Origin of the sequence: Kocuria gwangalliensis (genome assembly GCF_039544365.1) — a bacterium.
GTDB lineage: Bacteria > Actinomycetota > Actinomycetes > Actinomycetales > Micrococcaceae > Kocuria > Kocuria gwangalliensis.
In genome coordinates this window covers 136,959-158,548 of the sequence record NZ_BAABLN010000029.1, presented here as the reverse complement: position 1 = coordinate 158,548, position 21,590 = coordinate 136,959, and the positions used below count along the sequence as shown (strand labels likewise).

Sequence of the window (21,590 nt, the reverse complement as noted above, 5' to 3'; positions counted from 1 at the left end):
GTTGCTGAAGACACTAGCACATTATTGTGGCGGTGCACGTCACACGCTGGAACGAGTGGACTCCATTGTTTTGTCCCGTTGTCACAGGCCGTCAGCGGGGAAAAAGTCCCTGCGAGTGTCGTGGGAATGGTGTAGAGAAGAACCATGGACCAGTTGCCCGAAGACCTCCTTGCCGACCTTGATGTCACGGGAGTGCGATCGCTGAGCGGTGGGGATACGGCCGCCGCGTATCGCCTGGAAACCCCCGACGGGCCGTTGTTCGCCAAAACCATGCTCGACGCTCCGGCCGGTGTGCTCGAATTGGAGGCGGCCAGCCTCGAAGCGCTCCGCGCGGCGGCACCGGCCGAACTGTCCGTGCCCCGCGTGATCCGTGTGAGCGATCAGGGTCTGGTCCTGGAATGGATCAATGAATCCTACGGTGCGGGCGGGCCGCCAACCGAGGCCGAATGCGGCAGCGGCCTGGCCCGGATCCACCGCGCGGACGCGCCGCATTTCGGTGCGATCGACCCTGAGCTGCCGCAGCGCATCGGCTCGTTCCCGGTGGACCTCTCACCCACCGACGACTGGGCCGATTTCCTGCTGCATCGCAGGATCGAACCTCTGCTGCGCACGGCGATCGACACGGGGAAACTGGACCCTGCGGCGTCGGACCTGTTGGCTGAACTGGCCCCGCGTGCGGCCGAACTAGCCGGTCCCACCGAGCCGCCCAGTCTGCTGCACGGTGACCTGTGGGCCGGCAACAGGGTGATCGATGCGAGCGGCCACAACTGGCTGGTCGACCCGTCCTCGTTCTACGGGCATCGGGAATACGACCTGGCCATGATGCTGCTGTTCGGCGGGTTCGGTGAGGCCTGCTTCAACGCCTACAACGACGTTTACCCCCTGGCCGACGGTTGGCGCGAGCGTGTCCTGTGGTACCAAGTACCGCCGTTGTTGGTGCATGCGATCCGTTTCGGTGGCGGCTACGGGAACGCCGTGCTGAATGCTCTGCAACGGGTGCGCTGAGGTGGAACCACCAGTCGGACACGCCTTGTCACGTTGGACAGGGCCTATGTTTTTCAAGCATCATGGTTATCAACTTTTCTAATTCCTAAAAGTTCGAGGTTTTTAATGGCGGAGTCGCGGTTCAGGCCCGATTTTGTCAGCCCACAAAGCCGCGAGCTGCGCCGGGTGGTGCGCGTCAACGACGACATTGGCTACCAGGCCCGCAGGATCATGGGTCTCAAGGAGACCGACTACCACGCGATGGCCATCTTGATGCGAAACCCCATGGGCCCCACCGAGCTGGCACGCGCGCTGCACGTCACCAGTGCGGCGGCCACGGCAGTGGTGGATCGGTTGGTTCGGGCGGGCCACGCCGTGCGCGAGCCCCATCCCGATGACCGGCGCCGCATGACCATTCGGGCGGTGGATGCGTCCCGCGCCATGACCATGGAGCACGTGTACCCCATGATGAACATGGTCGAGGAAGAACTGGAGAAGCTCGACGAGCGCGGTCGCGCTGTGGTTCTGACATTTCTCCAGGGAACCGCGACCCGCCTGGAGACCTACCGGGACGAACTCCGGGATCGGCCCACTCAGGCAGCGCGACCGGCGGAGCCCCTGACAACCGGGGAGGATCACGGATGAACTCTCCACGGTTGACCGACACCCACCAGCCCTTTCCCGTGCCGCTGCGCGGCGGGGCGGTTGCCACGTCCGATCCCGCCTGGGACGACTTCTGCGTGGCCGTGGCCGAAGAACTGGACGCCTACTTCGACGGTCTCAAGGACACGGTTCGATGCAGCCCCGGGTTTCCGGTGCTGCGCTCGCGGATTCGTGAGCAGGTCACGGGCGGAAAATTGCTGCGGCCGCGTCTGACCCGCCTGGCCTGGCGGGCCTTCGGCGGACGCGCGGAGCCCGTCATGGACGGCGCGACCCGCAACGCCCCCGATCCCGATTGCGTGCGCCTGGCGGCGTCCTTCGAGCTACTGCATGCCGCCCTTCTGGTGCACGACGACGTGGTCGACCGCGATCCCGTGCGTCGCGGGCGGCCCACGGTGGGGGAGCTCTACCGCAGGGACGCGCACAGTGCGGGGGCACCGTCGGACGAAGCCCAACACCTGGGTGAGGCGGTCGCGATCATCGGCGGTGACCTGCTGCTGGCCGGGGCCCTTCAACTGGCCACCACGTGCACCACTGATCCGGTTCGATTACAAGCCGTGTCCGCGGTGGTGTTCGATGCTGTGACGGCATCGGCCGCCGGTGAGTTGGACGACGTGTTGTTGTCCATGCATCGCTACGGACAGCAACACCCCGCCGTGCAGGACATCCTCAACATGGAACGGCTCAAGACCGCCACCTACTCGTTCGAGGCCCCGCTCAGGGCCGGCGCGTTGCTGGCTGGTGCAAACCAGGAAGACGCCGCTCGCCTCGCGCAGGCGGGTTCGCGGATCGGCGTGGCCTACCAGGTGGTGGACGACGTTCTGGGAACCTTCGGGGACCCGAGATTGACCGGAAAATCCACCGAAGCGGACCTGCGCGAGGGCAAGGCCACCGTGCTCACGGCTCACGGGATGCAGGACGCCCGAGCCCGTAAAGCACTTGCCGGATTCGCCGCCGGAAACGTCACGGTGGCGCAGGTCAAGGCTGCCCTGGCACAGGCCGGGGCCGAGACCAGTGCCGTGAAATTGGCCGCGGAGCTTGTGGCCGATGCACAGGACGCACTCGAGCGGCTGCCGCTGCCGGAGGCGGAACGTGCCGAGCTCAGTGCCATTTGTCATTACGTGCTGCATCGGAGGAAGTAAGTGACTCGACTCGAGGTATCCCCGCGCGCACCCTTGCCGCTGTACACCCGCACCGCGGCCGCGGCCGCGGGCCAAGTCATCGGGCGGTACTCCACATCCTTCTCGTGGGCGTGCCGCACTCTGCCCCGCGAGTGCCGCCGGGACATCTCCAGCATTTATGCCCTGGTTCGGGTGGCCGATGAAGTGGTGGACGGCACCGCCTCTGCCGCCGGGCTGGCCACGGGTCCCGTGCGTGCGGCCCTGGACGAACTCGAAACCGAGGTGGAACGGGGCCTAACCAGCGGGTTCTCGACCAACCTGGTGGTCCACGCATTTGCCGACGTCGCCCGCCGTCACGGATTCGGTCGTGAACTGACCGCGCCGTTCTTCGCGTCCATGCGCGCGGATCTGGACGTGTCCGAACACGACCCCGAGTCCTTGGAAACCTACATTTATGGTTCCGCGGAAGTCATTGGTCTCATGTGCCTGGAAGTGTTCATGGACCTGCCCGGCACTCGCGCGGACACCCCCGAACAGCGCGAGATGCTGCGCGCAACCGCACGCCGGTTGGGTGCCGCGTTCCAGAAGGTCAATTTCCTGCGGGATCTCGGTGCTGATCATGATCAGCTGGGCCGCACCTACTTCCCGGACACGGACCCCACCGAATTGGGTGAGGCCGAGAAAAATGAGTTGCTCGCCGATCTCCACGCGGATCTCGCCGCCGCCGTACCCGGAATCCTCGCGCTCGACCGGCGGGCCCGCCGCGCGGTACTGCTGGCCCACGGCCTGTTCCACGAACTGGCTCGCAGGATCGCCGCGGTGCCTGCGGCCACGTTGACCGAACAGCGCATCAGCGTGCCCACCGCGGTCAAGACGCGCATTGCCGCGCGCGTACTCGCGGGATCTCGCAGCGTGCCGCGCTGCGATGCGGGCATTGGTTCCGGTGCCGGATCGCGAGGTGCTTCATGAGTCGCACGATGGTGATCGGGGGCGGATTCGCGGGTCTGGCCACGGCCGGGTTGCTGGCCAAGGACGGCCACGATGTCCTGCTGCTCGAGCAACAGCAGACCCTGGGTGGGCGCTCGGGTCGCTGGTCCGCTCAGGGCTTCCGCTTCGACACCGGCCCCAGTTGGTACCTCATGCCCGAGGTCATCGACCGGTGGTTCCGCCTCATGGGATCCGGCGCCGAACAGGAACTCGACCTGCAGAAGCTGACCCCCGGCTACCGCACGTTCTTCCAACAGCACCGTGATTCGCCACCCGTGGACGTGGTGTCCGGGGAAGCGGAGGAACTCTTCGAGCAACTCGACCCGGGGTCCGGAACGGCGCTCAAGAAATATCTGCACTCCGGAGCCGAGGTCTACGAGCTGGCCAAGAAGTACTTCCTGTACACCAATTTCACCAAGCCCTCGGAGCTCATGACTCCCGAGGTGCTCAAGAACCTGCCCCGGCTGGGTGCGCTGCTCAGCAACTCGATGGAGGGCTACATTGCCAAGCGGTTCCCCGAGCCGCGTGAGCGTCAGATCCTGGGTTACCCCGCGGTCTTCTTGGGCGCGGCCCCGGATTCCGCCCCGGCCATGTACCACTTGATGAGCCACCTGGATCTCACGGACGGTGTGCAGTATCCGCGGGGCGGTTTCGCCGCACTCGTGGACGCCATGGAACGGCTCGTCCGCGAGGCCGGTGTGGACATCGTCACCGGCGCCACGGTCACCGGTATCGACGTGAGCTCCTCCGGTTCCTTGGTGCCCCTCGGCAGACGGCGCCGCGGCGCCGTCACCGGCGTGCGGTACCGCCTTGCGGACGGGACCCAGGAGCGCGAGGCGGCGAGCGTCGTCGTCGGCGCGACCGACCTGCACCACCTGCAGACTCAATTGCTGCCCCAGCCGTTCCGCGCACCCGAGTCGCGCTGGAAGCACCGCGACCCGGGACCCTCCGGTGTGCTCGTGTGCCTGGGCGTGCGTGGAAAGCTGCCCGAACTGGTCCACCACAATCTGTTGTTCACGGCGGACTGGCCGGACAACTTCGCGCGGATTGCGCAGGGCAAAGAACTCGCGGACGAGACATCCATTTACGTGTGCATGACCTCCGCAACCGACCCGAAAACCGCCCCGGACGGGGACGAGAACCTGTTCATCCTGGTTCCGTCACCGGCAGTGCCCGAATGGGGCCGGGGAGGGATACACACGACCGAGGTGAATCAACCGGGTTCACCGCAGGTCGAGAAGGTGGCTGACGCCGCCGTGGCCCAACTGGCCCGATGGGCCGGCATCGAGGACCTGGCAGACCGGATCGTGGTACGCAGAACCTACGGCCCCGGTGATTTCGTGTCCACCGTCAACGCGTGGCGGGGATCTTTGCTCGGCCCCGGGCATACACTCGCGCAATCGGCCTTGTTCCGGCCGGGCGTGCGCGACAGGGGAATCAAGGGGCTGTATTACGCGGGTTCGTCCGTGCGGCCGGGAATCGGGGTCCCCATGTGCCTCATCTCGTCCGAAGTGGTACTCGATGCAGTTCGGGAAACTGCGCCGGAGGAGCGCAGCAACTGATGTACTTGTTGATGCTGTTCGTGTTCATTGGTTGCTATGCCCTGATCGACCGCCGCTGGAATCTCTATTTCTGGTCGGGTTCACCGTTGCGAGCCTGGATCGTGCTGGTCCTCGGCGTGCTGTTCTTCCTCGCATGGGACGTGGTCGCCATCTTCCACGGACTCTTCTGGCACGGCGACAACTCGCTCACGCTGGGCATCTTCGTGGCACCCGAGCTTCCGATCGAAGAGATCTTCTTCCTGGCGTTCCTGTGCTACCAAACCATGATGTACGTCCTGGGCGCGCCCGTGCTGTGGCGGTGGCTGCGCTTGCGCTCGCGCTCGCCCGAGGGGGACCGGCCGTGACGTACTGGGACGTGAACTTCATCTTTTTGGGCCTTGCCGCACTGGTGCTGGTGGCGGCGGTGCTGCTGCGCAAACCGGGTTCGTTGTTCTGGGGTGCGTTGGGCGCCTCGACCGTTCTGCTGTTCGTGCTCACGGCGGTGTTCGACAACCTGATGATTGCCGTGGGGATCATGGCCTACACGGACCAGAACATTTCCGGGGTGCAGGTGGGGCTGGCACCACTCGAGGACTTCGCGTACCCCCTGGCCGGGGTGCTCCTCCTTCCGGGACTGTGGCTGCTCTTGGGTGGCCGGGTGGCGTCTGGGCGGGTGCCCGGAGGAATCTCGGATGAACGCGAACCGGGCGGCCGCACCGCACTCGACAACCCGCGGGAGACGCGTGATTAGCAAACTGTTCTGGGCCTCCCGGCCGCTGAGCTGGGTCAACACCGCCTACCCGTTCGCGGCGGCGGTGCTGCTGACCGGGGGACTGCCGTGGTGGCTCGTGGTGCTCGGAACCGTGTTCTTCCTGGTGCCCTACAACCTGGCGATGTACGGCATCAACGACGTTTTCGACTACGAATCCGACCTCCGCAATCCTCGCAAGGGCGGCGTGGAGGGAGCGGTGGTGGACAGGTCTGCGCAGCGCTCGGTGCTGCTCGCGTCCTGTGTGGTACCGGTCCCGTTCGTCGTGATCTTGGTGGGCTGGGCACTGGTCACCGGGAACCCGTGGTCGATCGCGGTGCTCGCTGTTTCCCTGTTCGCGGTGGTGGCCTACTCGTGGGCGGGGCTGCGGTTCAAGGAGAAGCCGTTCCTGGATGCCCTGACGTCTTCCACCCACTTCGTGTCCCCGGCGCTCTACGGACTCGTGCTGACCGGTGCGGACTTCACCCTGGGGTTGTGGTCACTGCTGGCCGGATTCTTCCTGTGGGGGATGGCCTCGCAGATGTTCGGAGCCGTGCAGGATGTTGTTCCCGACCGTGAGGGTGGGCTGGCCTCCGTGGCCACGGTGCTCGGGGCCCGCCCCACGGTGTGGGTTTCCGCTCTGCTGTATGCCGGCGCCGGGTTGTTGATGCTGCTGACCGACTGGCCCGGGCAATTCGCGGCGCTGTTGGCGGTGCCGTATGTGGTGAACGTGTTGCGCTTCCGCACCGTCACGGACAGTGATTCCGGCCGCGCCAATGCCGGTTGGAAAACGTTCTTGTGGCTGAACTACTTCACCGGCTTCCTGGTGACCATGCTGCTCCTCTGGTGGGCGGCGGTTCGGTAACACCGCGACCGCGTCCCACCATTTCATCCGGCCTTACTGCACGGTAGACCCACCTACCGTGCAGTAAGGCCGGATCAATTGGTGAATCAGTCGTACCTCGCACATCCGAGGGCGGTCACCATTGACGGCTCACCGGTTCAGTGGTTAATTAGTGAAGTAACTAACCAAGGAACCGGAGGAGGTGTCATGACACCGAGACACGATGGCCGCCCGATCTTCATGGTCCTGGCTGACCAGATTGCGGATGACATCCTCCAGGGCAATTACCCGGTGGACTCGGCTGTGCCCTCAACGAACGAGTTGGCGGCGTTCTACCGCATCAACCCCGCAACCGCGGGTAAGGCGCTGGGACGGTTGGTCGACCAGGGAGTCCTGGTGCGGCGTCGGGGCATAGGAACGTTCGTGGCTGCCAACGGTCCCGAGATTCTGCGCGAGGAGCGCCGCACGGCGTTTGCCGAAGATTTCATCCGCCCGGCCGTGGCCGAGGCGCAGCGACTGGGTTTGTCCCTCGACGACATGGTTGCGCTCATTAGAAAGGACATGCCATGAGTTCCCAAGCTCTCCAGGCAGATCATCGAACGGGTGCTCCGTGGGACACGGGCCAGCGGGGCATCCGGATCAGAAGCCTGAACAAGTCGTTCGGAAAGAAACACGTGCTTAAGGACATCACCGTGGATTTCGCTCCCAACCGGGTGCACGGGCTGCTCGGTGCGAACGGCGTGGGTAAGACCACGTTGATGTCGGTGATCTTGAACCACAAGTTCCGCAGCTCCGGCGAAATTCTCATCGACGGTGAGGACCCGCGGGAGAACGCCCAGGTCCTGGCGCGCACGTGCTTCATTCACGAAGACCAGAAGTTCCACGACGACGACACCCCCGCCTCGCTGCTGCGCATCCTCCCCACGTTCTACTCCAACTGGGATGCGGAGCTGGCCGAACGATTGGCCTCACGGTTCCATCTGCCCATGGGTACGCGCGCGGTGAAGCTCTCCCGGGGCCAGCGCAGCGCATTGGTCAGTGTGATCGCCCTGGCCGCGCGCGCACCGTACACCTTCATGGACGAGCCGTACCTGGGTTTGGATCCGGGGCACCGGGCGCTGTTCTACGAGGAGTTCGCTCGGGCCATGGCGGAGCATCCGCGGACGGTCATTCTCTCGACCCACCTGATCGACGAGGTGTCGGACCTGCTGGAGAACGTGGTGCTGCTGGAGGACGGGCGGGTCACCGTGGACGCGGACATCGACCAGGCCAGGGACAGCGCGTTCGTGCTGCGAGGCCTTGAGCCCGTGGTGCGTGAACTGGCCGGTGGTCGCCGGATCCTCCGTGAGCACCGGCTGGGCAACATTCTCTCGATCACCGTGGACGGCACCGCCACCGGCGAGGATCACCGCCGCGCCGATGAGGCCAACGTGTCCGTGGAACCGGTCACCTTGCAAGAACTTGTAGCCGCACGCGGTATGCGCGGGGCGGACAATGCGGATAGGGGCTTGTGATGCAGTACGTACGGAGAAACCTCGCACTCTACCTGACCAACAGGGTCAACTCGTTCGTGATTGCCCCGGCGATCCTGCTGCTGGTGGCCGTGATCATGATCATTGTCGCGCTCATCATCGGCATTCGCACCGGCCTACCGCTGCCGCCGGAGGTCAGCGAGGGGTTCAAGTACAACCAGGCCATCTTCTGGGCGATCCCGGGTTTCCTGATCTCCCACGGCGCGCTGACCGCCAATCGCGGGTTTGCCGGGTCGCTGGCCTTCGGTAGCACCCGTCACAACTTTTGGGCCGGAACCGCACTGGGGTTCGTGGTCACGGCTTTGACCGTCGTGGCGGTGGGCCTTGTCCTGCTGGCCATTGAAACCGCGACGGGTTACGGCGTGGGTGTCAGTTATTTGACCGTGACGGCCATGGACAACGGCAACCCGTTGATCGTTGCGATCTCCCTGTTCCTCATGTGCCTCATGAGCTTGTTCGCGGGAATGGGTTTCGGTGGCATCTACCGCGCGGCCGGTGTCATCTGGACGGTGATTTCCGTGGTCGCCGTGGTGCTGCTGGTTCTCGGCCTGATCGCGGCGGTTGTGGCGTGGCCGGACTTCTGGTTCGACCTCGCGGGTGAACTCGGTCGCTGGACCATCCCGCTGGGCCTGCTGATCGTCACCGTGGTCACGGCCATCGCCAGTCGCACCGTGGTGAGGTTCGCGGAGATCTAGCCGAGTGCCCGCCCACCATTTCATCCGGCCTTACTGCACGGTAGCCCCACCTACCGTGCAGTATGGCCGGATCAGTTGGCGTTCGGGTTGGAACCGCGCCACGCGGGGGCGAACAGCTGGCATCATGGGAACCATGAGCCGCTCCGCCTTCACCACGCACACCGCACACGTCAACGACATTGACCTCGCCTACACGGACGAGGGTCAGGGCACCCCGCTCGTGTTGTTGCACGGCCACGCCTACGACCACTCCATGTGGGACGGCCAGGTCAAGGCCTTCAGCGAGCGGGGTTGGCGCGTGATCGCCCCGGACCTGCGCGGATTCGGAGAGTCGGAGGTCACCCCCGGGATCGTGTACACCGAGGAGTTCGTGGCGGATGTCATTGCGCTGCTCAACGAGCTGGGGATCCAGCAGACGGTGCTGTTGGGCTTCTCGATGGCCGGGCAGGCAGCCATGCAGCTGGTCGAATCCCACCCGGAGCGCGTGAGCGCCCTGATCATCAACGACACGGTGCCGCAGGCTGAGGACGCGGCGGGGCGGCGTCGTCGTCACGTGGCCGCCGACGGAATCGTGAGCGGCGGCATGGACTCCTACGGCCAGGCCGTGCTGCCCAAGATGATGTGGGAAGAGAACGTGGAACGGTTGCCCGAGGTGGCCAAGACCGTGCTCGAAATGATTCAAGCAGCTCCGCTCGAGGGTGCCACCGCGGCGATGCGTGGCCGCGCCGAGCGCAATGACTTTGTCGAGACCCTCAAGGCTTTCGACAAGCCCGCCCTGGTCATGGCCGGCGACCACGACGCCTTCGACGGGGGCGCAGCCCAGCGCATGACCGAGCTGCTGCCCCACGGCGAGTTGGCCGTGATCAGCAACAGCGGTCACACACCCAACATGGAGAACCCCACCGAGTTCGACGCCGCTCTGGGCGCCTTCCTGGGCAAGCTCACCTGAGTCCTACTTGTGCCAGGCGTTGGCCAGCAGCTCCATGCCCTTGAGGACATCCTCCTGGCGGGTGGCCACGGGGGAGATCATCAGTTCATCGGCGTCCGCGTGCCGGGCGAAACCCTCGAGGTAGTCCACCACGGTCTCCGGGGTGCCCACCGCGGTGTACTTCAGCATATGGAGGATTTGCTGCGCGGCGGGGGAGGCCATGACCATGTCCATCTCGTCCTCGGTGAACTCCCGGCCGCGGCCCACCATCATGCGCACACGGGCGCGCTGGGTGGCTTCGAGCTGCCGGGCGGCGTCCTCGGGATCCTCGGAGATAATCACGTTGACCGCGGCAATTACGTACGGCTCGGCCAGCTGTTCGGAAGGCTGGAACTGAGCGCGGTAAGTGTTGACCGCGTCCACCAGGGCATCCGGCGCGAAGTGCGATGCGAAGCCGTACGTCAGACCGTAGGAGGCGGCCAACTGCGCACCGAACAGGGACGAGCCCAGAATGGTCAGCGGCACGTTGGTGTTTGCACCCGGCATGGCGGAAACACCGGGGATGCGGGAGTTGCCGGTCAAGTAACCCTGCAGCTCCTTGACGTCCTGCGGGAAGTTCTCCGCGGACTGCGGAGTGCGGCGCAGTGCCTGCAGCGTCCGCGGGTCGGTGCCGGGAGCGCGCCCCAGACCCAGGTCGATACGCCCGGGGTAGAGCTCGGCCAGGGTCCCGAACTGCTCGGCGATCGTCAGCGGCGAGTGATTGGGGAGCATCACGCCGCCGGCACCCAACCGAATCGAGTCCGTCTTGGACGCAATGTGGGAGATCAACACGGCCGGCGCGGAGGAGGCAATGGTGGCCATGTTGTGGTGCTCCGCATACCACACACGGGTGTAGCCGAGCCGCTCGGCCTCCCGGGCGAGCGTCACGGAATCCGCGAAGCTTTCACCCACGGACTGGTTCTTGCGAACGGTTGCGAAGTCAATGACGGACAGCGGTTGACGCACGGAGTTCCTCTACTGGTCGAAAATGGTTTCTATGGTAAATAACGAAGTGCGGGGCGGCATAATTCCCATACCGCGGCGCTGTTAGACTCAGCGGCGGTCCGCCAGTCAACCGTGTCCGGGGAAGGGTGCGTGAGGTACACCGTGCGCAGTTCGGTTCCCGTTGCGTCCGTTAGGGGCGCACCCCGTGGCTGAACACATGAATCGTAACCCGCGCTGGAGCGTGTCTCGCGCGGCGGTCCTGGTCACGGGCCTGACCGCTTTTTCGGTCATCCTGGGCTTTGGGCGTGACATCGTGATTGCCGTGGTGTTCGGTGCCGGCGCCGGGCTGGACGCCTACTTGGTGGCCCAGGGCCTCATGAATGTGGTGCTCGCACTCATCGCCGACGCCATGGCTCGCTCCGTCACCCCGGTCACCGCCCGCCAGGCGGCCGAGGAAACGGAAAGCTGCCCGGGCCATCACAGTTTCAACGTGGCACTGACGGTCACCATGGTGATCCTGGGCGTCATGGCGATCCTCGCCGGTATCTTCACCGGCCCGGTCACGGCCGTGATCGCTCCGGGATTCGGGCCGGAGCAAACCCACATCACCGAACACCTCATGCGCATCGTGTTACTGGCAACAATCTTCATCGCGGGCACCAACCTCACTGCCTCACTCGTCCAGGCCCACGGCCGCTTCGCGTGGTCCGCATTGGAAGGCGTGCCGTTCAACATCGTGATGATCGCCGCCGCCGGCCTGTTCGGGCCCGCCTACGGTATCGAGGCGCTCGCCTGGGGCTTCGTGATCGGCTCGGCGCTGCGGCTGACGTTTCAGATCCCGCCGCTGCGCGCCGTGGGCACCAAGCTGCGGCCGAGCTTCGATCTCAAGGATGCGGGGTTCCGCGAGATTGCACGGTTGGCGCCACCGATGCTCGTGGGCACCGCGCTGACCAACGTGAATACCATGGTCGACCGCGCGGTGGCCTCGGGTCTGGACGAGGGCAGCATCACCGCGCTCTCCTACGGCTGGCGGTTGGTGCACCTGCCCGAGACCTTGCTCATTACCTCGCTGCTCGTGCCCCTCTATCCCGCGTTGAGTGCTTCGGCCAAGAACGTGCCCGAACTGCGCCGCCTCGTGGGCCGGGGTGTTTCCGTGGCAGTCACCGTTCTCACGCCCATGTGTGTGGTGCTCGCGGTGGGTGCCGACACCGTGGTCGACCTGGCGTTCGGATACGGCGCGTTCGACGACGCCCAGGTCGCCGTGACCGCCACGGCCCTGCTGTGGTATACACCGGCCCTGCTGGCCCTGGGTTGTCGGCAGGTCATCGTGCGGGCCTCCTATGCCGTGGGGGACTCCCGTTCCCCGGTGACCATTGCCGTCATCGCGATGATCATCAACGTGGTGGGAGACGTGACGCTCGGCCCGCTCATGGGGGTTGCGGGGATCGCGCTGGCCACCACCGTCTCATTCATTGTCGCCGCGGTGGCCAACGGGTGGTTGCTGTACCACCGGCATGATGGCCTTGTTCCGCGCCTGTTCGGAGGGTTACTGCTCCGAGCGGCCTTCCTGGCCATTCTCGCCATCGTGGGTGCGTTGGCGCTGAAGACCTTCGTGGTGGACCAGCCGGCGGTCGTGGTCCTGGGCACGGTCTCGGCGGGAGCCTTCGCCGTGTATTTTGCGGGCCTGGCGCTCATGCGGGCCCCCGAGCGCACAGTGATGACCGAGATGATCGGTGCCATGCGGCGTCGTCGGCGTTAGATCTTACCCGGCGCCAAACTCTGCAACCGCTGCGTCACCAAGTAACCGGCGGGCGCGGGGTCACGAGGATCCCACACACTGTGCCGGGCGCGCAGACCCCAGCGCAGACTATCGAGCAGGTCGCTCGCGAACCCGCCGCGGCGCTCGCGGACCGCCCGACGCAGGTCTCCGGCGAACCAGGAATACCGCACCCCCGCGCGACCGTCGGAGAGCTCGGGGAACGCTTCGCCGAGTTCCGTGCGGGCCCACGCGTCCACCAGGCCGGGGCGCGCCTTTTCGGCCAGCGCCATGGAACCGTAGAAGCGACCGTTGAGGTCGGTGAGGTGGGCAGTACCGTCGTCGCCGGCGAGGAATTGGAGCTCCACCAGCCCGGACCAGCCGAGATTGCCCAGCAGCTTCTCAGAACGGGCGACCAGGTCCTCGTCCACGGGCACCGTGACCGCGCGAGAAGAGGCACCGTAAGGCGTGGGGAACAGTCGCGGGCTGACCTGCTGGACGCGGGCGCGCAGGCGGCCCTCGTGAAAAATGCCGATGAGCGCGCTCAAGCCGCCGTTGACGGGGCGCTGCAGGATGGGCTGGGCGCCGGCAGCGAGGATCCGATCCACCTGGGTCCGCGCGGAGGAAGTGTCGGGGAAGAGGCGGGCGTCAATGCGGTGGGGGCGGGTCTGGCCCTGGGACCAGTGAGCACGGCACTTCACCACCACGGGACCGTGCCAGGCCGAGAGTTCCTCCGGGGTAGCCGAAACCGTGTAGGGAGCGGCCAATCCGACTGCCTCAGCGGTCTCTGCCAGGACCACTTTGTCCAAACCGGAGTCCACGGCACGCTTGTCCGGATGCGCCACGACCGCGGGGATCCGATTCTTGTACGCGGACAGCGCTGCCATCCAGTCGTCTCCGCCGCCGAAAACGATGTCGTAGGAACCCTCGTCAACGGCGGTCTGAACTCCGCGCAGGAACGCTGAATCATCACCGCGGGGCTTGGGCACGAAATGATGCGCGGAACTCTCCCGAGAGGATCCGGGCATTCCGCCGCCGATGGGCGTGCCGATCCCCACGTGCCAACCCACGCGTCCGAGTGCACGCGCCCCCGTCAGGGCCCCCCGATCACGTCCTGTGCTGACAATCAATGCACGCTGCTGTCCAACCATGGCACGACAATAGCAGTGGGGGTCACCGGCCGCGGCACAGCCATTTAACCATGTCGGAGGTGCTGCGTACGGTGGGGCCATGGCCGAGTTCGAGGTCAATGAACTGTTCTCCGTACCGCGCGAACGCCGGGAACCGGCGCCCGGCGCGGTGCACCTCCCCGACTGGCTGGACCCCGAACAGCAGGCCCAGCTGGTGACCCAGTGCCGCGTGTGGGTCAGGGAATCCCCCATGCGCCGCCAGGTCATGCCCGGGGGCGGGCGGATGTCCGTGCGGTCCGTGATGCTGGGCCGCAACTGGCGGCCCTATCGTTACGGCGCGAGTGGTGGCCCAGGGATCCAAGACCTTCCGCAGTGGCTCGTGCACTTGGGGCAGCGGGCGACGGCGGACGCGTACGGTGAGCTGAGCGACATGGCGCTGACCTTCGAACCGGATTCCGCCCTGATCAATTACTACGACTCCCAGGCCCACATGGGCATGCACCAGGATAAGGACGAGTACTCGGCGGCACCCATTGTGTCCTTGTCGCTGGGAGACACGTGTATGTTCCGTTTCGGCAATACGCAGACCCGCACTGCGCCCTATCAGGACATCGAACTGCGTTCCGGGGACCTGTTCGTGTTCGGCGGGCCCTCGCGCTATGCCTTTCACGGGGTGCCCAAGGTGTATCCGGGAACCGGCGGGCCCCAATTGGGGATGAAGCACGGAGGCAGGCTCAACATCACGCTGCGCATGAGCGGCGGACAGACGTAGCTTGCGACCGGCATGACCGGCATGACCGGCAAGGCGTGACCGGCGCGGTCGGCCGCGAGGCGCGTCCGGTGGGGCCTCGGCTGCCGAAATGCCAGACTGAGCGCATGGACTTTGAGGCAATGGACCCGGAACCCACCGATGAACAAGTGGAGCGCTACCGACTGTTGGCGGGCGATCACGCGGCGGGCGTGGGAGTGGTGTGTTCGCGCCATCGGGGTAAGGATCACGCCGCCACGGTCACCGCGTTCGCGGACGTGTCCTACGATCCACCCACCATGCTCGTGTGTCTTTACGACATGGGCCGGATCTGCGAGGCGGTGGAGACGTCGGGCGTGTGGACCCTGAGCCTGCTGAACTCGTCCCAGCGGTCGGTGGCCAACTGGTTGGCCAGCCCAGGCAACCCCGTGGACGGCCTGCTCGATTCGGTGCCGTTCCACCGCACCGAGGCTTCCGGGACCCCCGTGCTTGACGGATCGCTGGCCTGGTTCGAGCTCGCAACGGTGTCCGTGCACACGGCGGCCACCCATCAGGTTTTCGTGGGAAAGATGACTGCCATGGGGCGGGCCGAGGGCTCCGGCAACGCGGACGCACCGCTCGTGCACTTCGCCAAGGAATACCGTTCGTTGCGGTAGCCGGGTGGTCTTGCGGACACGGGTGAGCTCGGGTCAATGTGACGGACTGTTGCGCTGCCGGGTGAACAAATCCGGTGTCGCCTGGAATGGTGGAGAGTCGGCCCCCGTTACAGCTACCACGTGCCTCACAGAGATGGAGGCCGTTCACCACGTCCACCCTCGGAAGGACTATCCATGACAGATCAGCCTCGCAACGCAGCAACCGGCGCTTCGCAGCCCGGCGCGGACACCGCTGATCACATGTCGCCGGACCGGCACGAGCACGTCCTGGACACCGTGCCCGCCAGCGGCCGAGAGGCGGAGCACGCCTCGGCCAAGGTGGTGGATTTTGTGGCACCCACGGAAAACCTGGCCGAGGACGAGAACCTGATCAACGGGTTCAAGGCGGCCTTCGGGCAGCATCCCGCGGGGATCGCCATCATCACCGTGGCGGGACCGGAAGGCCCGGTGGGTCTCACGGCGTCGTCGGTGTCCTCGATTTGTGCGCAGCCACCCATCCTGGGCTTTTCCCTGCAGGCCAAGCGCGGTTCGGCCGCAATTGTGGCCGACGCCGAATCCTTCCTGGTGCATTTCCTCGACGCGGACAACGTGGACCTGGCCCGCGCGTTCTCAATTTCCGGTGCGCCGCGCTTCGGCGAGGACATGCCGTGGGAGCCGTTACCCACGGGAGAGCCCCGTCTGCTGGGGGTGCGTCGCGTGCTGCGCGCCGTGCCGCTGGCCCGGGTCAAGGCCGGCCCCGCACTGGTTTTCAATGCCGCCGTGGTGGAGAATGTGGGCGATGAAGGCTCGGGCGAACCCCTGGTGTATCACCAGCGGCAGTTCCACGGGCTCAGCCGACAGTCCGTGATCGATTATCAGATCTGACTGCGGGGCCCCGCGAACAAGGGAAGAGGCACCCCATGAGCAATGTAGAGCCGGACCCCTCCGAACAACTGTGCGGTGAGGACGGGCCCGCCCAGGGTCTCGAGATCATCGACCCCCGGGAGGTTCCGCTGGGTGGACCGCGTGCCATGCAAGTGCGCCGAACCCTTCCCGCGCGGGGCCGCACCATGATCGGCCCGTGGTGCTTTGTGGACCATTACGGCCCCGACGACGTCTCCGAAACCGGTGGCATGAACGTGCCACCGCACCCGCACACCGGGTTGCAGACCGTGTCCTGGCTGTTCACGGGCCGCATCGATCATGAGGATTCGGCCGGCCACAAGGCCACCGTGACTCCCGGCAGCCTCAACCTGATGACCGCGGGACGCGGGATCAGTCATACCGAGTACTCCACAGCGGACACCACCGTGCTGCACGGGGCGCAGCTGTGGTTGGCGCTGCCGAACGACTCCCGGGACACGGATCCCGGGTTCGAGGCCTACACCCCCGAGCCACTGAGTGGCGAGGATTGGGACCTGCGCGTGTTCCTGGGCGAATTCGCCGGACAGCGCTCGCCGGTGCGTACTTTCCATCCCGTGCTGGGTGCGGAGCTCGTGGTGGACGCCACCGAGCACACCGTGGAGGTCGAGTTCGACCTGATCGAGGACTTCGAGCACGGGGTGCTGTTGGACGAGGGGAAGACCTTGATCCGGGTGGACCCCGACCACGGAGGGCCCAGGGGCGTCCTCAAAACCGCTCAGTTGGCACACATCGCCGCTGGCGCGCGCACCCTGAAGCTCCGGGTTCCCCAGGGTGAACAAGTGATCCTCTTGATCCTGGGCGGCCCCCCGTTCGGTGAGCGGATCACCATGTGGTGGAACTTCGTGGGCCGCTCGCACGAGGAGATCGTCGCCTACCGCGACGCCTGGCAGTCCGCGATCGGTGCCGACGACGCCCCGCCCGCCGCCGATCCGCACGGCCGGTTCCCGAGCGTCGTCGCCGATTCCCACCACGACGGCGCCCTACCGGCACCCACGTTGCCCAATGTGCGGCTCAAACCCAGGCCGTAGGGCGGCGTGGAGCTCCGTGAGAACCCGATCCGACATCGGATCGGGTTCTTTCGTGACGGCGCCCACATAAATAGTTTCTGCGGAATTGGTTGACACCTCAACAGAAACGGGTAGAGTAGTTTCCGAAGCAAGCAGCTGTTCTCCGCCTTCGAATCGGGGAGCACCACATTCTTGAAGGAGAGATTCATGAACAACCTCAACGGCATGACCACCGGCACCTGGACCCTGGACCCCGCTCACACCGATATCGGCTTCAGTGTTCGCCACGCGGGCATCTCCAAGGTGCGCGGCCAGTTTTCGGACGTCACCGGCCAGCTCAACGTGGCCGAGGATGCCGCGCAGTCCACCGGCGAGGTCGTGGTGGGCATGGCTTCCGTGGACACCAAGAACGAAACGCGTGACAACCACGTGCGTTCCGAGGAATTCTTCGACGTGGCCAACCACCCGGAGATGACCTACAAGGTCACCGGCCTGAACCTCACCGACGGTGAGGGCACCGTGTCCGGCGAGCTGACCCTGCGCGGCGTGACCAAGCCGGTCGAGCTGGACACGGAATTCAACGGCGTGGCCGTGGACGCCTTTGGTGTGACCCGTGCCGGCTTCACCGCGTCCACCTCGATCTCCCGCAAGGAATTCAACGTGACCTGGAACGCTGTTCTTGAGGCCGGCGGTGTGATGGTGTCCGATAAGGTCACCATCGACCTGGATGTCGAGTTCACCGCTCCCGAGGCCAACTGATCCCACGCGTGCGATTGCGGCGCGGGCCAGGGAGAGGGTCAGCGCAGTGACTGCACGATGAAGTACAGCAGGGGCACCAAGACAAGTCCGAGCAGGGCAATACGTCTTAATCGCACTTCAATGCGGGCGGCGTTGAGCCGGTGCTTGTTCCCCCCGGTGTCCTTGCGGTCTTCAACGAGCGGGGCTGTCCCGGTCGCAGAATCCTGCGGCCGGGACTTTTGCGTGTCCGGGGCCCGGCCCGCATCCGGTGCACTGTTACTGTCGTGCGTGGAATCTCGGGGGCCCAGGGGTTCGGGCTCTGGATCCGGTTGCCGCGATGATGTGACCATGGTGTGCCTCCTGGGCTGAGAGAGCTACGAGCGGGTGACTGCGGGTCAGCGCCATCTGGTGGTCATGATCAGCCCCGTCATCATGAAGACCAGGCCGATGACCAGGTTCCACACATTGATCCCCGGGATGGGTAGGGTGCCCTGGAACAGGTAGTAGGTGATGATCCACAGCAGGCCCACGATCATGAAGCCGATCATCACCACCTTGTACCACATGGGGGTCGGCTGCGGTTCGCCCGTGCGGTCTCGCTTGGCGGCCTTGCGCAGGGCTTTCTTGTTCTTGGAGCCGTCCAGCTCTCCTGCGCCGTCCGGGGTGGCAGAGGTGGAACCACCGTTGCCGTTGGCAATGGACTTCTCGAAGGCTTCCGCATGCCGATTACGGGGGAGGTTCTGCGCGGCCAGTTCGGTCAGCTGCCGATCCTTGTCCGTGATCGCGTACTTCTGATCGGAATCCAGGGACTCGCGGGACCTACCGAAACGCTTTTTGGGCTGGGACACTACTGATCATTCCTCCTGCTGCGTGGACTCGCGGGGCGGGCCCCTCCACGGTACGCATTGCGAGCTTGAGACGCCTGGGCGTGAAACCGGCGTTCAGTCTATCCGCTCGGGCGGGCGTAGACTTGCGCGGTAGTTCCGTCTCAACCTCTTGAACGCCTAGGAGTAGGTTCCGTGTCCGTGAAGATTCTCGTGGTGGATAACTACGACAGCTTTGTCTACACCTTGGTGGGGTACCTCCAGCAGCTCGGTGCCGAAACCACGGTGATCCGCAACGACGACCTCGATGTTGCCGCCGTGACCGCCCTGGCCGGCGAGCACCAGGGCGTCCTGCTGTCACCGGGCCCCGGTGCGCCGGTGGATTCCGGTGTGTGCCCCGATCTGATCCTGTGGGCTGAGCAGACCAAAACCCCGTTGTTGGGTGTGTGCCTGGGGCACCAAGTCTTGGGTGAGGTGTACGGCGCCCGCGTGGGTCACGCACAGCAGCTGATGCACGGCAAGACCTCCCAGCTGATCCATCACAGCACGAGCGTGTTCGCCTCCGTTCCCTCCCCCTTCACGGCCACGCGTTATCACTCGCTCGCCGTGGACGCCGCCACTGTCCCCGACTGCCTCGAGGTCACCGCGACCACCGAGGACGGCCAGGTGGTCATGGGGCTCAAGCACCGCACCGCGCCGTTGCACGGTGTCCAGTTCCACCCCGAGTCCGTGCTGACCGGGGGTGGCTACCTCATGCTGGGCGCGTGGCTCGAAGAGGTCGGCCAGGAGGGTGCTGCCGCGGCGGCCGCGGGACTGTCCCCGCTCATCACCGCCTGAGTCCACCGCTGATTTAGCCCCGAGACCGGGACGGTGTCGGCGAAGCGTCCTGCCCGTCACCGGCCGATTCGGGCGCGGTGGACGGCGTGGACTCCTGGGTCGGTTCGTCACTGGGCTCCGGCGTTGACGTGGGCGACGGCGTGACCTCACGCGCAATCGTCAGCGTGATCGTGGAGCCCTGCGCCACCGAAGAACCGGCCGGAGCCGACTGTTCGAGCACGGTGCCCGTGGTCTCGTCCTCGGAGTCCCGGACCGCGATGTTGTAGTTCAGCCGTGCGTCGTCCGCGCGTAGCGCATCTTGAGCCTCGACGCGTGACATGCCGACCACGTCCGGCACGGTCACCCGGCCGGTCGAGACCTGCAACTGCACGGCGCTGTCCTTCTCGACCGAGGTGCCGCCGGCGGGATCGGTGGACAATACCACGTTCTCCGGCACGGTTGCACTGTTGACGGTGCTGACCATTCCCACGCTCAGACCGGCCTCGCGTAACGCAGTGCGAGCATTGTCCAGGCTCTGACCCACCAGGGTGTTGGGGACATCCACGGTGGCGGGGCCGTCCGACACCGTTACGGCCACGCCGGAACCCGCCTCCACCTGAGTGCCCGCGGAGGGATTCATGGTGATCACGTGCCGCTCGGGTACGGAATCACTGTTCTCGGTGCTGAAAGTGGGCTCGAGTTGGGCATCGCGCAGAGTGTTCTCCGCGGTGGTGCGGTCCATGCCCTCGACCTGCGGCACGGAGACCATGGCAGGCTGTTCCACTTGCTGGTTCTGCCACCACTGCACGCCCATGACGCCGGCGATCCCGAGTCCCGTGAGCAGTAAAACCATGAGTACGGCGGGCAGGATCCAGCGGCCGCGACGCTTAGTGTCGGGCGCAGCCGGTTTCGCCGCTGCCGAGCCGGCGTGGCCTCCGGTGTTTTCATCCGGGTCCAGGTCGTAGTGCATGGATGCTTCACCCGGGTACGCCGCATGTTCGGCGGTTTCGCTACGGCCGGCCGCCACCACGGCACCGGCACCGACCCCCGCGCCCACCGCGGGCAGTGCCTTGGTGCTGGAGTCCATGGTCTTGGTCGCGTCGAGGGCCTGCGTGGCATCGAGATCGTCCGGTAACTCCACGAGAACGGTGCGCAGCGCACGGCGCATCTGAGCGGCATCGGAAAAACGATGATCCCGGTCCTTGGCCAGCCCCTTCTCCATGAACCGGTCCACGGACCGGGGCAGCTGGGGGTTCAGGGCCGACGGCGCGGGGGGCGCGTCCCGCACGTGCTGCGCCGCAATGGCCACCGAGGATTCGCCCACGAACGGGGCCCGACCGGTGAGCATCTCGAACAGGACACAGGCTGCGGAGTAGAGGTCGGAGCGGGCATCCACTGCGACCCCGCGGGCCTGCTCCGGGGAGAGGTACTGGGCGGTTCCGAGAACGGCCTGGGACTGCGTGAGTGCGGCCTGCGTGTCCTCCACGGCCCTGGCGATCCCGAAGTCCATGACTTTGACGGCACCGTCCGGGGTGACCTTCACATTGGCCGGTTTGATGTCGCGGTGCACGATGCCGGCACGGTGGCTGAATGACAGCGCGTCGAGAATGCCCAGCATGTACTCGATGGCATGTTCGGGTTCGATGCCCTTACCGTGAATCAGCTCGCGCAGGGTCTGGCCGGGAACGTACTCCATCACGATGTACGGCCGGGTCACCCCGTCCGGGCCCTGGGGCGTGATCTCGCCCGTGTCGTAAATGGAGACGATCGTGTGGTGATTGAGCGAGGCCACGGCCTGGGCCTCGCGCTGAAAACGCTCGTGGAACGTGTCGTCCGCGGCAAGTTCGGGCCGCAATACCTTGATGGCCACGAGACGCCCCAGACGGAGGTCCTCGCCCAGGTGCACGGTGGCCATTCCACCGCGTCCAATGACCTCACCGACCTTGTACCGCTCATTGATCAGGTCAGGCATTGCGGGCATTCCCATG

At 65.7% G+C, this 21,590-nt stretch carries 24 protein-coding genes; 19 read left to right on the top strand and 5 right to left on the bottom strand.

The window, feature by feature from the left end:
* Positions 1-144 precede the first annotated feature (144 nt).
* The 12 genes from ABEA06_RS09530 (at position 145) to ABEA06_RS09475 (ending at position 10,061) form a co-directional block, all read left to right on the top strand.
* Positions 145-1,005 carry a fructosamine kinase family protein gene (locus tag ABEA06_RS09530; RefSeq protein WP_345311332.1) on the top strand — a complete coding sequence of 287 codons (861 nt, stop codon included), beginning with the start codon at positions 145-147 and terminating at the stop codon, positions 1,003-1,005.
* A 105-nt stretch (positions 1,006-1,110) separates the two neighbouring features.
* The gene (locus ABEA06_RS09525) at positions 1,111-1,629 is read left to right on the top strand and encodes a MarR family winged helix-turn-helix transcriptional regulator (RefSeq protein ID WP_345311331.1); all 519 of its coding nucleotides are present in this window, start codon (positions 1,111-1,113) and stop codon (positions 1,627-1,629) included.
* A complete protein-coding gene (locus ABEA06_RS09520; RefSeq protein WP_345311330.1) occupies positions 1,626-2,786 on the top strand; it encodes a polyprenyl synthetase family protein in 1,161 nt (386 codons plus the stop codon). Before ABEA06_RS09525 ends, ABEA06_RS09520 begins: the two co-directional genes overlap by 4 nt.
* Positions 2,787-3,734, top strand: a complete 948-nt coding sequence (locus tag ABEA06_RS09515; RefSeq protein ID WP_345311329.1) for a phytoene/squalene synthase family protein — start codon at positions 2,787-2,789, stop codon at positions 3,732-3,734.
* Positions 3,731-5,314 (top strand): phytoene desaturase family protein, encoded by a 1,584-nt coding sequence (gene crtI / locus ABEA06_RS09510; RefSeq protein ID WP_345311328.1) that lies wholly within the window; start codon positions 3,731-3,733, stop codon positions 5,312-5,314. The genes ABEA06_RS09515 and crtI overlap by 4 nt, the downstream gene beginning before the upstream one ends.
* Positions 5,314-5,658, top strand: coding sequence for a lycopene cyclase domain-containing protein (locus ABEA06_RS09505; protein ID WP_345311327.1), 345 nt, complete (start codon positions 5,314-5,316; stop codon positions 5,656-5,658). The genes crtI and ABEA06_RS09505 overlap by 1 nt, the downstream gene beginning before the upstream one ends.
* Positions 5,655-6,044 carry a lycopene cyclase domain-containing protein gene (locus ABEA06_RS09500; RefSeq protein WP_312397546.1) on the top strand — a complete coding sequence of 130 codons (390 nt, stop codon included), beginning with the start codon at positions 5,655-5,657 and terminating at the stop codon, positions 6,042-6,044. Before ABEA06_RS09505 ends, ABEA06_RS09500 begins: the two co-directional genes overlap by 4 nt.
* Complete coding sequence (locus ABEA06_RS09495) at positions 6,037-6,906, top strand: prenyltransferase (protein ID WP_345311326.1); 870 nt, start codon at positions 6,037-6,039, stop codon at positions 6,904-6,906. The genes ABEA06_RS09500 and ABEA06_RS09495 overlap by 8 nt, the downstream gene beginning before the upstream one ends.
* Positions 6,907-7,092: 186 nt before the next feature.
* The gene (locus ABEA06_RS09490; protein ID WP_345311325.1) at positions 7,093-7,455 is read left to right on the top strand and encodes a GntR family transcriptional regulator; all 363 of its coding nucleotides are present in this window, start codon (positions 7,093-7,095) and stop codon (positions 7,453-7,455) included.
* Positions 7,452-8,399, top strand: a complete 948-nt coding sequence (locus tag ABEA06_RS09485; protein ID WP_303382438.1) for an ATP-binding cassette domain-containing protein — start codon at positions 7,452-7,454, stop codon at positions 8,397-8,399. Before ABEA06_RS09490 ends, ABEA06_RS09485 begins: the two co-directional genes overlap by 4 nt.
* Complete coding sequence (locus ABEA06_RS09480) at positions 8,399-9,112, top strand: hypothetical protein (RefSeq protein WP_303382437.1); 714 nt, start codon at positions 8,399-8,401, stop codon at positions 9,110-9,112. The genes ABEA06_RS09485 and ABEA06_RS09480 overlap by 1 nt, the downstream gene beginning before the upstream one ends.
* Before the next feature lie 133 nt (positions 9,113-9,245).
* Positions 9,246-10,061: an alpha/beta fold hydrolase gene (locus ABEA06_RS09475; protein ID WP_345311324.1), complete on the top strand. Its 816-nt coding sequence runs from the start codon at positions 9,246-9,248 to the stop codon at positions 10,059-10,061.
* Between the two features lie 3 nt (positions 10,062-10,064).
* Here ABEA06_RS09475 and ABEA06_RS09470 read toward each other — a convergent pair whose 3' ends face one another.
* A complete protein-coding gene (locus ABEA06_RS09470) occupies positions 10,065-11,045 on the bottom strand; it encodes an LLM class flavin-dependent oxidoreductase (RefSeq protein ID WP_345311323.1) in 981 nt (326 codons plus the stop codon).
* Positions 11,046-11,241: 196 nt separating this feature from the next.
* Here ABEA06_RS09470 and murJ point away from each other — a divergent pair, with 196 nt between their 5' ends.
* Complete coding sequence (gene murJ / locus ABEA06_RS09465; protein ID WP_345311322.1) at positions 11,242-12,783, top strand: murein biosynthesis integral membrane protein MurJ; 1,542 nt, start codon at positions 11,242-11,244, stop codon at positions 12,781-12,783.
* On the opposite strand, the gene ABEA06_RS09460 is transcribed toward murJ, so the two are convergent.
* Positions 12,780-13,931 carry a hypothetical protein gene (locus ABEA06_RS09460; RefSeq protein ID WP_303383782.1) on the bottom strand — a complete coding sequence of 384 codons (1,152 nt, stop codon included), beginning with the start codon at positions 13,929-13,931 and terminating at the stop codon, positions 12,780-12,782. The two genes, murJ and ABEA06_RS09460, sit on opposite strands and share 4 nt — an antisense overlap.
* A gap of 79 nt (positions 13,932-14,010) precedes the next feature.
* Between ABEA06_RS09460 and ABEA06_RS09455 the strand changes: the two genes are divergently transcribed.
* The 5 genes from ABEA06_RS09455 to ABEA06_RS09435 all read left to right on the top strand — a co-directional run bounded on the left by ABEA06_RS09455 (position 14,011) and on the right by ABEA06_RS09435 (position 17,983).
* Positions 14,011-14,682: an alpha-ketoglutarate-dependent dioxygenase AlkB family protein gene (locus ABEA06_RS09455; protein WP_345311321.1), complete on the top strand. Its 672-nt coding sequence runs from the start codon at positions 14,011-14,013 to the stop codon at positions 14,680-14,682.
* A 104-nt stretch (positions 14,683-14,786) separates the two neighbouring features.
* Complete coding sequence (locus ABEA06_RS09450; RefSeq protein WP_345311320.1) at positions 14,787-15,314, top strand: flavin reductase family protein; 528 nt, start codon at positions 14,787-14,789, stop codon at positions 15,312-15,314.
* A 174-nt stretch (positions 15,315-15,488) separates the two neighbouring features.
* Complete coding sequence (locus ABEA06_RS09445) at positions 15,489-16,178, top strand: flavin reductase family protein (protein WP_303382432.1); 690 nt, start codon at positions 15,489-15,491, stop codon at positions 16,176-16,178.
* Between the two features lie 35 nt (positions 16,179-16,213).
* The gene (locus ABEA06_RS09440; protein ID WP_345311319.1) at positions 16,214-17,245 is read left to right on the top strand and encodes a pirin family protein; all 1,032 of its coding nucleotides are present in this window, start codon (positions 16,214-16,216) and stop codon (positions 17,243-17,245) included.
* A 186-nt stretch (positions 17,246-17,431) separates the two neighbouring features.
* Positions 17,432-17,983 (top strand): YceI family protein, encoded by a 552-nt coding sequence (locus ABEA06_RS09435; protein ID WP_345311318.1) that lies wholly within the window; start codon positions 17,432-17,434, stop codon positions 17,981-17,983.
* A gap of 38 nt (positions 17,984-18,021) precedes the next feature.
* On the opposite strand, the gene ABEA06_RS09430 is transcribed toward ABEA06_RS09435, so the two are convergent.
* Both ABEA06_RS09430 and ABEA06_RS09425 read right to left on the bottom strand, forming a co-directional pair.
* Positions 18,022-18,312: a hypothetical protein gene (locus ABEA06_RS09430; protein ID WP_345311317.1), complete on the bottom strand. Its 291-nt coding sequence runs from the start codon at positions 18,310-18,312 to the stop codon at positions 18,022-18,024.
* Positions 18,313-18,357: 45 nt separating this feature from the next.
* A complete protein-coding gene (locus tag ABEA06_RS09425; protein WP_345311316.1) occupies positions 18,358-18,810 on the bottom strand; it encodes a cell division protein CrgA in 453 nt (150 codons plus the stop codon).
* A gap of 171 nt (positions 18,811-18,981) precedes the next feature.
* Here ABEA06_RS09425 and ABEA06_RS09420 point away from each other — a divergent pair, with 171 nt between their 5' ends.
* A complete protein-coding gene (locus ABEA06_RS09420) occupies positions 18,982-19,623 on the top strand; it encodes an anthranilate synthase component II (RefSeq protein ID WP_345311315.1) in 642 nt (213 codons plus the stop codon).
* Positions 19,624-19,636: 13 nt separating this feature from the next.
* Here ABEA06_RS09420 and pknB read toward each other — a convergent pair whose 3' ends face one another.
* Positions 19,637-21,589, bottom strand: coding sequence for a Stk1 family PASTA domain-containing Ser/Thr kinase (gene pknB, locus ABEA06_RS09415; RefSeq protein ID WP_345311314.1), 1,953 nt, complete (start codon positions 21,587-21,589; stop codon positions 19,637-19,639).
* Position 21,590: the final 1 nt, after the last annotated feature.